Genomic DNA, 14,463 nt, shown 5'->3' on the forward strand with positions numbered 1-14,463 from the left:
CACCTGCGGCCGAGCCCATGATCAGGTGACTATACGTATCTAAGACTCACTCGCAAGAGTGAAAAGGAGGAGCCGACGACAAGACCAACGACCGCTGATCCGAACGGATCGCACCGCCGTCGCGCCGCGGTGCTCAGTCCGGGCGGAGCCCCTGGGCCAACCGGGCGAACGCCGAGTCGAGGTGATCGTGCAGAGCGGAATCCGGGTCGGCCCGGTGCCAGCACTGGATCGCCACCCGCAGCGTCGTCACCGCCGTCGCCGCCAGCTGCCGCACGTACGGATCCTCCTGCTCGCTCCCGGTGCGGCGAGCCAGCCCTTCGGCCAGCGCCTGCTCCAAGTCCCACGAGGCCAGCGCCACCCGGCTCACCAGGTCGGGGTGATCGCGCAGGACCAAGGCCTGATCGCGCCAGGTGGGCGCGGCCATCGCGGTGTCGATCGCCTCCCCGAGCACCTGGTGCACGACGCTCAGCAACGATTCCGCGGCCGGGCGGTCGACGATGCGCCGCGCGGTGCTCCCGACGGTCTGCGGATCCCAGGGGACCAGCACCTCTTCCTTCGAGGCGAAGTAGTTGAAGAAGGTGCGCGCCGACACGTCCGCCGCGGCGCAGATGTCCTCCACGGTGACCGACACCGGGCCGTGATCCCGGAACAACCGGACCGCGGCCTGCTGCAGCGCCCGCCTGGTGGCGCGCTTCTTGCGCTCGCGCAGGCCCTCCTGCTCGCGCGGCGGGAGGTCGCCGGACGCTCGGGGCATCGTGGTTCTGGACATCCTGGGCTCCCGTTCACGGATCCGTCGCGGCCGGATGCACGTCGGGCCGTCCATCGTAGTGCGCGGCACCCCCGGCACTCCGACTCCGCCCCAACCGGACAAAGCACGACACCGGGAAAAAGTTGCAGTACGTGCATTCTTGCATCGAATGCAGGTACTGATACCGTTTCGGAGCCCGGGTCGCCGGGGCAGCAGGCATCGTCGCCGCGCCCGGAGTCCCGCATCGCCGACATCGCCCCGCACTCGACTCCGCGCAGCCGACCTGTCACGGGGCGCCCGGACGGCGGTTCGCCGCACTCGATCCGCAGCCCGGCACGAGCTCACCCGCTCACGCCGCCACCGAGACAAGGAGCAAGTCGTGCCCGAGCAGCAGCCGACATCGCTGGTCCGCACCCTGGCATCGTCGCTGTGGTTCCCGATCTTCTTCATCCTCGGCTTCGTGCTGTGCTACCTGCTGCCGTTCCACGCGCCGTCGCCGCACCACTTGCCGGTGGTGGCCGTCGGCGAGCAGGTCGCCCAGCAGCTCGACGCGAAGTTCGCCGCGGCACTGCCCGGCGGAGTCGACGTGGCCGCCGTCCCCGACGCCGCGGCGGCTCGCGCGGCGATCACCGACCGGGAGGCCGTCGCCGCCTACGACCCGGCCTCGGGCGAACTGTTCTACGCCAAGGCCAACGGCGCCGCCCTGGTGCAGTTCCTGCAGCAGATGTTCACGCCCGTCGCCGCCGCGGGCGGGCATGCGCTGACCACCGTCGACCTCGCCCCCACCGCCCCGGGCGACGTGCTGGGCACCGGGCTGTTCTACCTGCTGCTGGCGATGAACATCCCGCCGTACGTCACGGTCATGGTGCTGCTGCGCGCCGAACTCACCACCCGCCAGAAGCTGCTGTCGCTGGTCGGCGTCGGAGCGTTCGCCTCGATCGTCTGCTACGCGGCGGGCCGCCTCCTCGACGTGATCCCCGCGCACCCGGTGGTGGTGCTGCTCGGGTTCCTGCTCACCCAGGCCGTCGGCTGGACGACGTTCGGCCTGGTGCCGCTGGTGAAGCAGTTCATCCCCGGTGTCGCCATGACGCTGTTCGTGCTGCTGAGCATGCCCTCCAGCGGCGGGGCGATCCCGAAGGAGCTGGTGCACCCGTTCTTCCAGTTCTTCCACCTGCTGCTGCCGCTGGGCGAGGCGGCCGACTCGATCCGCGGCATCCTCTACTTCGACGGCGCCGGATCGTGGCCGGGGATCGTCGGGCTCGTGGCCTGGTGCGTGGCCGGGGTGGCGCTCACCGCCGCGACCCAGTGGTACGCGAAGCGCAAGCAGGACCGGGACCCGGAGGCCGTGGCCGAAGCCGGTTCCTACGAGCACGAGGACGACAGCGCAACCGTGGTCGACCCGCTCTTCGAGCCCCCGCAGCCCGCGCACCACCGGACGCTGGCGGGCAGCGTCCGGCTGCGGGGCGACGTGCCCGCGGCGGGCGCCGTGGTGACCGTGACGGACTCGGCGGGCAACCAGCTCGCGCGGGTCGACGCCGACGCCGACGGCTGCTACGAGGTGCACGACCTGCCGGACCGGTTCGTCACCGTCGTCGCCGCCGCGCGCGGAGCGGCACCCGCGGCCAGCCGGGTCTCGGTGCCGAACGGGCGCAGCGGTCACGACTTCGTGCTCGTGCCGATCTCCGAGCCCGCAGGGCGCTGAGGCGATCTCCCGAGGGGCGCGGCCGATCCGGTCACGCCCCTTTACACGTCGCGGCACCGGAGGCACAAAGCGATCCCGATCACACGATCCGCGTTCGCGAACCTGCTGCGCTCCCAGCAAATCCGCTAATTTGATCTTCGCGAGAAAAACCGCCCGGATTCCCCGACGCGGCGGGCACCCGCCAGTAACCGCGCCATGCCAGATTCGTTGGATCCGGAGTACACCGCAGCGGCGCGGATCGCGTGCACCGGGCCCGCTTCGCTCGGGTCGGTGAACTCGACGTGCGGAGAGGACCACATGAGCGCATCCGAGTCCCCACTGGTCGAGCGAGTGGTCGACACGACCCGCTACCCCCTCGCGGAACCGGACGGTCCCGGCTGGACCGAGGTGGTCGCCCGTGCTCGCCACGACCTGGCCGAGCACGGCTGCAGCGTGCTGCCCGACTTCATCCGTCCCGCGCTGCAGGAGGAACTGCGGCGGGAATGCGCGGAGATCGCGCCGGAAGCGCACTACGACGTCGAGGTCGTCAACGCCTACAACATCGACACCAGCATCGAGCTGCCTCCGGAGCACCCCGGCCGCAAGACCCTGGAGCGCGGCAACGCGTTCGTGGCGCGCGACCAGATCCCCGCCGAGGCCATCATCCACCGGCTCTACGCGAACCCGCTGTTCCAGCGGTTCCTCGCCGACTGCGTGCAGCTGCCGCGGATCCACCCGCTCGCCGACCCGCTGGCCGGGCTCACGCTCAACGTCGTCAATCCCGGCATGGCGCACCCGTGGCACTTCGACACCAACGAGTTCGCGGTCAGCATGCTGACCCAGGAACCGGAGTCCGGCGGCGGATTCGAGTACTGCCAGGACATCCGCTCCGGCGACGAGGAGAACTTCGACGACGTGCGGGCCGTGCTCGACGGCGACGGCGAGCACCTCGTCCGGCGGCTGACCTTGCGGCCCGGCGACCTGCAGCTGTTCAAGGGGCGCTACTCGCTGCACCGGGTCACCGAGGTCGGCGGGTCGACGGCGCGCTACTCGGCGATCTTCGCCTACAGCGAGCGGCCCGGAGTCATCGGCAGCGTCTCGCGCACCAAGCAGATCTTCGGCCGGGTCCTGCCCGAGCACGTAGCGGCCGAGGGCAACGCCGTGCGCGGCGACGCGCTGCTCGACTGACCACGTCCCCCCTCGCAGAGGAGCACCGGCCCGTGCAGTTCGATTCCACCGGAAAAGTCACGCTGGACCACATCTACACCCGTCCCGATCCGCGGGACTACTTCCGCACCTTGCGGACCCTGGACTACCGGATTCCGCAACTGGCGAAACCGTACTTCGGCAAATTCCTCGACGAGTACCGGCAGGCACGCCAGGTGGCGGTACCGACGGTCGTCGACATCGGCAGTTCCTACGGCATCAACGCCGCGCTGCTGAAGTGCGACGCGGCGCTGGACGAGCTCTACGCGCACTACACCGACCCGGCCGCCGATTCGCTGGGGCACGAGGAGATGCTGGCCCGCGACCGGGACTGGCTGCGGGCGCGCGGCGGCGGGCGCGACGCGCGGTTCATCGGCCTCGACACCTCGCGGCCCGCCCTGGACTACGCCCTCGACGCCGGGTTCCTCGACGACGTCGTGCACGCCGACCTGGAGGCGCGGGAACCGGACGAGCAGCAGCGGCGGCGGCTCGCCACCGCCGACGTGGTCGTGTCCACCGGTTGCCTCGGCTACGTCGGGGAGCGCACGGTCCGCCGCATCGCCGACGCCGCGGGACCGCGCAAGCCGTGGATGGCGCATTTCGTGCTGCGCATGTTCCCGTTCACCGAAGTGGCCGCGAGCCTCGCGGAGCTAGGCTACGAAACCGTGCACGTCGACGGCGCTTTCGAACAGCGCCGGTTCGCCTCGCCGCAAGAACGGGCCCTGATGCTGGACACGCTGGCCGGCGCCGGAGTTTCCCCGGACGGCTTGGAAAGCGAGGGCTGGCTCTACGCGGAACTGTTCCTGTCCCGACCACCCGAATGACACCGCGAAGCACCGCCGAATACCCGACCCCCCATTTCGCGAGGATGACCGTGAACGACACACAGCAATGGTCCACCCGAACCTTCGGAAACGAGGACCGGCTGCCGCGCGTGCCGGTGCCCACGCTGGAGAACAGTTGCGCGCGCTTCCTCGAATGGTGCGCGCCGCTGCTGACCGCCGACGAGCTCGCCCGCACCGAGCAGGCCGTCGCCGAGTACCTGCGCCCCGAGAGCCCGGCCCGCGCGCTGCACGCCGACCTGGAGCGCTTCGACGCGAGCGAGGGCGTGCACAGCTGGCTCGACGAGTTCTGGCCGTCGCGCTACCTCGGCAGGCGGGACCGGATCGCGCTGAACGCGAACTTCTTCTTCCTGTTCCAGGACTCCGAGCTCGGGCAGATCGATCGCGCCGCGGGGCTCATCGCCGGCGCGGTGGCCTACAAGCAGGCCCTCGACGAGGAGGCGCTGCCGCCGCTGGTCCAGCGCGGCCAGGCGTCCTCGATGGAGCAGAACAAGTTCCTGTTCTCCACCACCAGGATTCCCGGTGAGCAGCAGGACACCGTGCGGACCCCGTACTCCGCCGACCACCCCGGTCCGTCGCCCGCCCGGCACATCGTGGTGTTCTTCCGCGGCAACCTGTTCCGCCTCGACGTGATCGCCCCCGACGGCACGCCGCACGACCTCGCGGACCTGGCAGCCGGGCTGGAAGAGGTCCGCAAGGCCGGTTCCTCGCGCGCCACCGTCGACGACGCCGTCGGGAACCTCACCACGAAGGCCCGCGCGGACTGGGCGCGGACGCGTCAGCGGCTGCTCGACCTCGGCAACGCCGAGGAGCTCGACACCGTGGAGTCGGCGTTGTTCTGCGTGTGCCTGGAGGACTTCGCGCCCACCGACACCCAGGAGGCATGCGACCAGCTGCTGCACGGCGACAGCGGCAACCGCTGGTTCGACAAGGCCGTGTCGCTCATCGTCTTCGAGGACGGCCGGGCCGGCATCAACGTGGAGCACTGCGGCCTGGACGGCACCACGATCCTGACGTTCGTCGACGCCCTGCTTAACTCCACGCCCGAGCAGCACGCCGCGAACTCCGGGGCGCGCTCGCAGGGCACCCCGGAGGTCGCGGGCGTCGAGTTCACCCTCGACGACGCGCTGCGGGCCGAGGTGCGCGGCGCGGCGGGCGCGTTCGCCACCTTCGCCGCCGAGACCTCCAACAAGATCCTGGCGTTCGAGGACTTCGGCTCGGACCGGGCGAAGCGGCTGGGCATGTCCCCTGACGCGTTCGTGCAGATGGCGTACCAGCTCGCCCACAAGCGCACCAAGGGCATCGGCGCCACCTACGAGTCGATCGCGACCCGGCAGTGGCGGCACGGCCGCACCGAGGCGATGCGGGTGGTGACTCCCGAGATCGTCGAGTTCGTGACCACGATGGACGATCCCGCGGCGGACGCGGCGAAGCGCACCGCGGCGTTCCGGGCCGCCGCCGACAAGCACGTGGCGCGGGCCAAGCAGTGCCAGGCAGGGGACGCACCGGAGCAGCACCTGTGGGAGCTGCAGCTCGTCCAGCGCCGCCGGGGCACCGAGCTGGGCGCGACCGAACCGCTGGCGCTCTACGACACGCCGGGCTGGAACATCATGCGCGACGACTACCTGAGCACCAGCTCGGCGCCGTCGACGAACATCCAGTACTTCGGCTTCGGCTCCACGAGCGGGAAGTGCATCGGCGTGGCCTACGTGCTGCTGCCCGACCGGCTGCACCTCTACCTGAGCACGCCGCTGGCGGTCTCGGGCGGCATGTACGCGTTCGCCGACAACCTCCGCACCGCCATGCGCGAGTTGGAGGACCTGCTGATCACGGAGAAGTCCGCGGGCTGAGCGGCACGCTCGGAACAGGTCGAGCCCCGGACGACGTGGTCGTCCGGGGCTCGATTCGCGAGGACCTCAGGCTGCCAGGAAGCCGCCGGCGACGAGGGCTGCGCGGACCACCTCGGTCTCGGCCTCGTCGGCCTCGGCCAGGGGCAGCCGCGGGCCGCCGACGGGGTGGCCGAGCAGGTTCAGCGCGGCCTTCACCGGGATCGGGTTCGTCGTCACCGACAGCGCCGAGTACAGGTCCTTGAGCGAGGCGTCGATCTCCGCGCGGCGCTCCGGCTCGTCGATCATCCGCCGCATCTGCGGGCCCGCGATGTGGCTGGCCACGACGATGCCGCCCGCGCCGCCCATGTCCAGGGTGCGCGCGAACGTCTCGTTGTTGCCCGCGTACACGCCGAGCCCGTCCACCAGGGCCAGGTTGTCGTCGTTGGCCTGCTTGACGTAGTCCACCCGCTCGATCTGCGCGAGCTCGGCGAGCAGGTCGTTGGGCATGTCCGTCGCGGTCCGGGCCGGGATGTTGTAGAGCACGATCGGCTTGTCGGTGGCGTGGGCGATCTCGGCGTAGTGCCGCACCAGGCCGCGCCGGTTCGGCCGGTTGTAGTACGGCGTCACCGACAGCACGCCGTCCACCCCGAGCTCGGTGACCCGCTCGGTCATCGCGCACGCCTGGGCGGTGTCGTTGGATCCGGTGGAGCCGAGGATCGTGACCCCTTCGGGCCGCTCCGCGCAGGCGATCTCGACGAGCCGCAGGTGCTCCTCGTTGGTGAGCGTCGCCGCCTCACCGGTGGTGCCGCACACGACGATGCCGTCGGAACCGCTGTCGATGACGTGGTGCAGCAGCGCGACGAAGGCGTCCTCATCGACTTTCAGCTCGTCGTCGAACGGGGTGACGATCGCGGTGAGCAGGGTTCCGAGTGTCGTCGTCATGGCGCTGCCTTCCTTCAATGTCTGTGCCGTTCGGCCGATTCCCGGCTCCGGAGAGGTCCGGGCCGCCGGAACCACCCGGCCGCCGCTCGCGGAGCTCCGCGGGACGCGTGCCGGTTCCGGCGCATCGGTATCGACCACCGTCCCAGGGTGCCGCGTTCCGGGCACTTCGCTGTGTGGACGGGTGTCACCAGCATGAATCATCCGCGGCGGCGGGTGCGACGAGGGTGCCCGACGGGAGCGGATCCCGTTGCGGCACAACGGCTTCCCGCTCACCGCGGCCGGGTCCGCGAGCCGGACGCGGAATCCGGCACCGGACGCGGAACCGGATGATCCGGTCAGCCGGCGTCGCTCTCGGGGCGCTCCGGTTCCGACCGGTAGAGCGCCGCGTAGCGGGCCTGCTGGTCCGCGCTCATCTGCTCCGAGGCCTCCTTGCGGCGCTGCCGCGCGATGCCGAGCGGATAGCCCTGCTTGAAGGCGCGGTGCTCGCAGGTGAACTCGGCGTAGGCCATCCCGTACCAGACCGCCAGGATCGCGCCGCCGAGGATCGCCATCGCCTTGATCCACATCGGGCCGGGGACCAGCAGGAACAGCAGCCCCGGCGAGATCTGCACGAGGCTGCGCACGCCGTGGCGCAGCTGCCAGGTGCGCGCGGTGACGTCGTGCAGCACCCACTCGTCGTAGCGCGACGGCAGCTTGCCGCCGAAGGAGTACCAGATCCAGCGCACCGGGTCGGGCCGCACCCGCTTCGCGTCGGCCACCGCACACCGCCCTTCCACCTGCCGTCCCGCGCTCAACCGGACGGTGTCACGCGCGAATGTTTAACGCACTAATCACATGCACACGATATGTTAACGTGCGTTCCAGGCCTGTCGAGAGGAACGTGATGAACCCCGTCGAACCAGTGGATCAGTCCGCGGACCGGGTCGACCTCGGCGAGGACCCGCTGGCGCTGGACCGGCAGGTCTGCTTCGCGCTGTCGGTCGCCTCCCGAGGCGTGATCGCGCTGTACCGGCCGCTGCTGGAACCGCTGAACCTGACCCATCCGCAATACCTGGTGATGCTGGCGCTGTGGGAGTCGGATCCGCGCTCGGTCAAGGACCTCAGCCACACCGTGCAGGCGGAACCGGCGACGCTGTCACCCCTGCTCAAGCGGCTCGAATCGGTCGGCTACCTCACCCGCAGCCGCAGCGCGGGCGACGAACGGCTGGTGACCGCGGGACTCACCCCCGCGGGCCGCGCGCTGCGCGCCGAGGCGGAGAAGATCCCGCAGCAGATCGTCGAACGCCTCGGGATGCCGATCGGCGAGCTGGAGTCGTTGAACACCGCGCTGCGCGAGGTCATGGCCGCCGCCCAGCGGGCGAAGGCCGCGCCCGCCGGACGGTGAGCGCCGTCTCCCCCGGCCGCCGGACCCGCGATCCCGCGCGATCGCCTCGCTAGTCTCGCGGGATGAACACTCCGCCCAAGGCCGAACTGCACGTGCACATCGAAGGCACCCTCGAACCCGAGATGGTCTTCGCGCTGGCGCAGCGCAACGACATCGCGCTGCCGCACGAGTCGGTCGCCGACCTGCGGGCGAAGTACCGGTTCGCCGACCTGCAGTCGTTCCTGGACATCTACTACGCGAACATGGCAGTGCTGCGCACCGCCGCGGACTTCCGCGACCTGGCAGCCGCCTACCTGGACCGCTGCGCCGCGCAGGGCGTGCGGCACGCGGAGATCTTCTTCGACCCGCAGGCGCACCTCAAGCGCGGTGTCGCCATGGAGACCGTGATCGGCGGGCTCTGCGCGGCGCTCGACGACAGCGAGGTGTCTGCCTCGCTCATCCTGTGCTTCCTGCGCGACGAGTCCGCCGAGTCCGCCGCCGAGGCGCTGCGCCTCGCCGAGCCGTTCCTGGACCGGATCGTCGGCGTCGGGCTGGACTCCGCCGAGGTGGGGCATCCGCCGTCGAAGTTCACCGAGGTGTTCCAGCGCGCCCACGAGCTCGGGCTGCGCGCGGTCGCGCACGCGGGCGAAGAAGGACCGCCGGAGTACGTGCGGGAGGCGCTGGACCTGCTCGGGGTGCAGCGCGTCGACCACGGGATCCGCGCGCTGGAGGACCCCGAGCTGGTCGAGCGGCTGCGGCGGGAACAGGTCCCGCTGACGGTGTGCCCGCTGTCGAACGTGCGACTGGGAGCGTTCCCGGAGCTGGGGCGCCACACCTTGCCGCAACTGCTGGAGCACGGGCTGCTGGTGACGGTGAACTCCGACGACCCGGCCTACTTCGGCGGCTACGCCGACGAGAACTTCGACGCGGTGCGCCGCGAGCTGGGGTTGAGCCCCGAGCAGCTCCGGACGCTGGCGGCGAACTCCTTCCACGCCTCCTTCCTCGACGAGGACCGCAAAGCCGCGTTCCTCGCCGAGGTCGAAGCCTGGACTCCTTGATGTTGGTCGTGGTGGCGGCTCGCGCAGGGGGCAGGTAGCGGAACCTCAGCGGCTTCGCCGCGCGGGATCATCTTTCCCAGTGGCTCCGCCACGAGGAAAAATGCCGTCCACGCGAGGAAGCCGCTGAGAACCCGCCGGTGGTCGCCCTGCTTCGGTGATCGCTGCTCAGCGGCTTCGCCGCTGGCAAGGCACGGACCCGACGGGCCCGACGTCGGCTCGGGCGGTGACGGTGCCCGGAACTCCGGTGGAGTTCCGGGCACCGCTGTTCACGGTGGAGCCGGGTGGCTCACTGCGGCGGCGCCAGCACGACCGCCGAGTTGTGCCCGCCCATGCCGATGGAGGACTTCAAGGTGAGCCCTCCGGTCAGCGGAGTGGGCCCGTCCAGCAGCCTCGGGTTGCCCGGCGCCCGCCGCGGCGGGGCCGGGATGAGCCCGTGCCGGTAGCCGAGCGCGGCGACGGCGACCTCGACCGCCGACGCGGCGCCCTGGCAGTGGCCGACCAGCGGCTTCACCGAGTAGATCTCGGTTTCCGCCGCCAGCAGGTCCTCGCAGAACCGCGCCTCGGCGCGGTCGCACTGCGCGGTGCCCGGCCCGTGCGCGTTGAGGTAGCGGATGTCGCCGCCCTTCACCCCGGAGTTGGCCAGGGCGTCGGCGACGCAGCCGGTCACCTCGGTCAGGCTCGGTTCGATCGAGGTGACGTGGTGGGCGTCGTGCGACATCGCCCCGCCGAGCACCTGCGCGTACGGGGTGCTCAAGCCGCGCGAGAGCACCATGCCGACGGAGGCCTCGCCCATGATGAAGCCGCGACTGCCCTCCTGGAACGGGCGGCACGCGTCCAGCGGCTCGGTGTCGGTGATCGTGACGCCGAGGCGCTCGAAGTGCAGCAGGTTCTCCGGGCTCGCCGACAGGTCGGTGGCCACGAACACCACGTCGTCGACGATTCCCGCGTCCAGCCAGGCCTTCGCGGTGAGCAGCCCGGCGTTGCCGGAGGCGCACATCGCGGAGACGTTCATGGCGGGTCCGTGGAAGCCGAACTCCTTCATGAACGTCGACATGGGCGTGGACGGCATCAGGGCCAGGTACTCGCGGATCGTCACCCGGCCTTCGCGGGCCTGGTAGAACTCCCGCCACAGGTCGACTTCACCGAGCACGACCGCGTGCAGCAGCCCCACGCGCCGGCCCGGCGTCCACCCCCGGTCCTCGGCGTCGGTGATCGCTTCGCGGGCCGCGGCGCGCATCGACCTGGCGAAGCGGCTCGGCCCGTCGGCCGGGTCGCCGCCCTCGGGCACCCGCGCCACCCAGGCGGGCCGGTCCTGATCGGGCCCGTGCCCGTCGACGAGCGTGGCGGCGAGTTCGGAGGCCGCCAGCCCCTCCCACAGGGCCTCGCGTCCCCAGCCGTAGCCGGTCACGGCACCGATGCCGCCGATTTCGATTTCAGAGTGCTGGGAGATCATCGCTCATCCCTTTCTCGCTTTTGCGATCGATCGATTTCGCGCCGCCGCATCAGTTCGCCGCGATTCGCGTTCGGCGGCGCCGGAAATCACTCGCGAGAGAGCCGGGCGGAATTTCCGCCGGTACCACCGGAGAGACGGGCCGCCAACATCGAGATCGAACTACGCGCAGTCACTCATTCCTGTGAACTGAGACAACGAAATCCTCTTTAGAGTGAAGCGAGAAGGCGATAAATGGATACCAATAGTGCTTTGGACCTCGATTTACCACGCGAATGGTCCAAGAGATCACTACGAAGACATCCCGCGACATCACATCCCGTGTTCGCCGCCGCGGCGGCGCGGGCTTATGATCAGCCGGGCTCCCCGGCCGCCCGGCCACTCAGGACGGTTCGTGAGCAGCACGCATGGGAAACTACGAGCGTTCGGATGCCGATCCGTCCGACCGCGAGGAAGGGACGCTTCAGGACTCGGCGCCGGAACGCCAAGGCCGTGAACGGTGGTGGTTCGTTAATGCGGATGGCGTGCACAAGATCTGTCCCGTGGATGTTCGATGGAAGTTGACCCAGTGGCCGAGCACTCGATAGGGCCCGAACTGGACCGCGAGTTCCTGGACCTCGCACTGACCGCCAACGGCGCGGTCCGCTGGTCGTTGTCCCTCAAGGACGACACCATCACCTGGACCCGGGGCATGGACGCGCTGCTCGGCGTCGCCGGCGTGAGCGACGAAGCGCTGCGCGACCGGCTGTTCGATCTCATCGCGCCGATGGCGGTCTCGGCGCGCACCTCCGCCGCATGGCACGACCTCGATCTGGAGCAGCCGCTCGGCGACGGCGACGAGGGCGAGCCCCGGTTCATCCACTTCCACGCGCGCCGGTTCCGCGACCCCGAAGCCGGTGACCACCTGATCGGCGTGGCCGCCGACGTCACCCGCGTGCACCAGGACCGCCAGACGCTCACCGACCTCGCCGACCGGTACCGGCTGCTGGTCGAGCTCAGCCCGGACGCGATCTGCGTGCACCAGGACGGCCTGGTCCGCTACGCCAACTCCGCGACCCTGAGCATCCTCGGCGTCGACAGCGCCGAACGCGTGCTCGGCCGCCCCATCACCGACTTCGTGGAGACCCGCTCGGTGCCGAAGATGCACGAACGGCTCCGGTCGCTGACCCGTCCCGGCTCGCGGACGAAACCCGCCGAGGCCGACCTCAACCGGTTCGACGGCACCACGGCTCCCGTCGAGGTCGTCTCGGTGCTGACCACCTGGGAGGGCCGTCCCGCGCTGCAGGTGATCCTGCGCGACATCACCGACAAGAAGGCCGCCGAGGCGAGCCTGCGCTACCAGGCCGCGCTGGTGCAGCACGTCAGCAACGCCATCATCGCGATCGACCACGACGCGGTGGTCACCAGCTGGAACCCGGCGGCCGAAGCGGTCTACGGGATCTCCGCGAAGCACGCGCTGGGCAAACCGGTGGAGGAACTCGTCGGCGCCGCGCTGCGTCCGGCGGAGCTGCTGGCCACCGGCGGGGTCAGCGAATCGCTGCACCGCCGCGGCGACGGCAGCGCGCTGGTCGTGCGGGTCTCGGCCGCGGAGATGGACGGTGGCTACGTGCTGGTGTGCGCCGACGAGACCGCCCGCCGCCACGCCGAGCGCACCTTCGCCACCGTCATCGACGCGCTCGACGAGGGCGTGCTGGTGATCGACCCGACGGCGATCGTGGAATCGGCGAACCCGGCGGCCCAGCGCATCCTAGGCGCCCAGCCCACCGAGATCGTCGGGGTGAACGCCGACGCGTGGCCGATGTTCGACGAGAACGGCGACCGCGTCACCGAGCAGACCCGTCCGTCCGCGACCACGCTGCGCACCGGGCGGCCGGTGAACTCGCGAGTGCTGCGCGTGCAGCGCGGTGACGGGCAGAGCGTGTGGCTGGCGGTGACGGCGCGGGCGCTGAACCCGGACGACCGGCCGCCGTACCGGGTGCTGGTGTCGTTCAGCGACATCACCGAGAGCCGGGCCGCTCGCGAACGGCTGGAGCACGAGGCCACCCACGACCCGCTGACCGGGCTCGCGAACCGGACGCTGGTCCTGCGGCACCTGGACGCGGCGGTGAACTCCCCGCACCGCGCGCAGGCGCTGACGGTGCTGTTCGTGGACCTGGACAACTTCAAGATCGTCAACGATTCGCTCGGCCACGGCGTCGGCGACGAGGTGCTGCGCAACATCGGGCAGCGGCTGGTGCGCGCCACCGACGACCGCGAGTTCGTGGGCAGGCTCGGCGGCGACGAGTTCGTGATCGCCACCCAGAACCCCTTCGACCAGGAGGAGCTGAGCGTCCGCGCCGACCAGCTGCTGCGCACCCTCACCGAACCGACGCACGTGGAGGGCATCCGGCTGCACGTGGACGCCAGCATCGGCATCGTCGTCTCCCGGCCCGGCGACACCCGCTCCGCCCAAGACCTGCTGCGCGACGCCGACGTGGCGATGTACCGGGCGAAAGCGCAGGGGCGCGGGCGCTACACGTTCTTCGACGTGGAACTCCGCGAGCGGGTGCAGCGGCACATGCAGCTGGAGCAGGACCTGCGCCACGCCGTGTCGCAGCAGCAGCTGTGGGTCGCCTACCAGCCGGTGGTGGACCTCAAGTCCGAGCAGGTGATCGGCGCGGAGGGGCTGCTGCGCTGGTCGCACCCCGAGCACGGCTCGATCTCCCCCGCCGAGTTCATCCCGCTGGCCGAGGAGAGCGACCTCATCAACGAGATCGGCGAGTTCATGCTGCGCACGGTCACCAGGGAGTTCGCCGAACTGCGCCGGGAGCGCGGCGCCGCGCTGCAGATCAACGCGAACCTCTCACCGCGGCAGCTGGGCGATCCGCGGCTGCACGACATCGTGCGCAACGCGCTCGACGACGCCGGGATGCCGCCGGAGGCGCTGTGCTTGGAGGTCACCGAGAACGCGCTGATGCAGGACGCGACCTCGGCGGTGCGGGCGTTGCGCAACCTGCGCAAGCTCGGCGCGTTCCTGGCCATCGACGACTTCGGCACCGGCTACTCCTCGCTGGCCCAGTTGCGGCGGCTGCCGCTGGACACCCTCAAGATCGACCGCTCGTTCGTGTCCGACCTGGGCGAGTCGGAGGACGCGCAGGCCATCGTGACGAGCATCGTGGCCATGGCGCACGCCGTCGGCCTCACCGTCGTCGGCGAGGGCGTGGAGACCGCCGAGCAGCTGGAGATCCTCCAGCGGATCGGCTGCGACCTGGGCCAGGGCTTCCTGTTCGGCAAACCCGCCCCGCTGGCCGATTTCGCAGGCCTCCGCAGCATTTCCTCGCGCTGAGCGCGACGGACGCCGGTCG

Annotated in this window: 11 protein-coding genes; 7 read left to right on the top strand and 4 right to left on the bottom strand. The window is 70.6% G+C overall.

Annotated features, from left to right (window positions below):
- Positions 1–133: 133 nt before the first annotated feature.
- Complete coding sequence (locus OOZ19_RS16795) at positions 134–769, bottom strand: TetR/AcrR family transcriptional regulator (RefSeq protein WP_266091053.1); 636 nt, start codon at positions 767–769, stop codon at positions 134–136.
- A 358-nt stretch (positions 770–1,127) separates the two neighbouring features.
- Between OOZ19_RS16795 and OOZ19_RS16800 the strand changes: the two genes are divergently transcribed.
- The 4 genes from OOZ19_RS16800 to OOZ19_RS16815 all read left to right on the top strand — a co-directional run bounded on the left by OOZ19_RS16800 (position 1,128) and on the right by OOZ19_RS16815 (position 6,327).
- Positions 1,128–2,450 (top strand): carboxypeptidase regulatory-like domain-containing protein, encoded by a 1,323-nt coding sequence (locus OOZ19_RS16800; RefSeq protein WP_266091054.1) that lies wholly within the window; start codon positions 1,128–1,130, stop codon positions 2,448–2,450.
- A 297-nt stretch (positions 2,451–2,747) separates the two neighbouring features.
- Positions 2,748–3,617, top strand: a complete 870-nt coding sequence (locus OOZ19_RS16805; RefSeq protein WP_266091055.1) for a HalD/BesD family halogenase — start codon at positions 2,748–2,750, stop codon at positions 3,615–3,617.
- A gap of 32 nt (positions 3,618–3,649) precedes the next feature.
- Positions 3,650–4,459, top strand: a complete 810-nt coding sequence (locus OOZ19_RS16810) for a class I SAM-dependent methyltransferase (protein WP_266091056.1) — start codon at positions 3,650–3,652, stop codon at positions 4,457–4,459.
- A 50-nt stretch (positions 4,460–4,509) separates the two neighbouring features.
- On the top strand, positions 4,510–6,327 hold the full coding sequence (locus OOZ19_RS16815; protein ID WP_416309447.1) for a choline/carnitine O-acyltransferase: 1,818 nt from the start codon (positions 4,510–4,512) through the stop codon (positions 6,325–6,327).
- Positions 6,328–6,393: 66 nt separating this feature from the next.
- On the opposite strand, the gene dapA is transcribed toward OOZ19_RS16815, so the two are convergent.
- Entirely contained in the window at positions 6,394–7,248 is an 855-nt protein-coding gene (dapA, locus tag OOZ19_RS16820) for a 4-hydroxy-tetrahydrodipicolinate synthase (RefSeq protein ID WP_266091058.1), read from the bottom strand.
- A gap of 335 nt (positions 7,249–7,583) precedes the next feature.
- Positions 7,584–8,006, bottom strand: a complete 423-nt coding sequence (locus OOZ19_RS16825) for a DUF5313 family protein (RefSeq protein ID WP_266091059.1) — start codon at positions 8,004–8,006, stop codon at positions 7,584–7,586.
- A gap of 125 nt (positions 8,007–8,131) precedes the next feature.
- Here OOZ19_RS16825 and OOZ19_RS16830 point away from each other — a divergent pair, with 125 nt between their 5' ends.
- A complete protein-coding gene (locus OOZ19_RS16830; protein ID WP_266091060.1) occupies positions 8,132–8,632 on the top strand; it encodes a MarR family winged helix-turn-helix transcriptional regulator in 501 nt (166 codons plus the stop codon).
- A gap of 62 nt (positions 8,633–8,694) precedes the next feature.
- A complete protein-coding gene (locus OOZ19_RS16835; protein ID WP_266091061.1) occupies positions 8,695–9,669 on the top strand; it encodes an adenosine deaminase in 975 nt (324 codons plus the stop codon).
- A gap of 286 nt (positions 9,670–9,955) precedes the next feature.
- Here the strand turns inward: OOZ19_RS16835 and OOZ19_RS16840 are convergent, their stop codons facing one another.
- Positions 9,956–11,122, bottom strand: a complete 1,167-nt coding sequence (locus OOZ19_RS16840; protein ID WP_266091062.1) for a beta-ketoacyl synthase N-terminal-like domain-containing protein — start codon at positions 11,120–11,122, stop codon at positions 9,956–9,958.
- A gap of 550 nt (positions 11,123–11,672) precedes the next feature.
- Between OOZ19_RS16840 and OOZ19_RS16845 the strand changes: the two genes are divergently transcribed.
- Complete coding sequence (locus OOZ19_RS16845; RefSeq protein ID WP_266091063.1) at positions 11,673–14,444, top strand: sensor domain-containing protein; 2,772 nt, start codon at positions 11,673–11,675, stop codon at positions 14,442–14,444.
- Positions 14,445–14,463: the final 19 nt, after the last annotated feature.

Source organism: Saccharopolyspora sp. NFXS83 (assembly GCF_026241095.1).
Classification (GTDB): Bacteria; Actinomycetota; Actinomycetes; order Mycobacteriales; family Pseudonocardiaceae; genus Saccharopolyspora_C.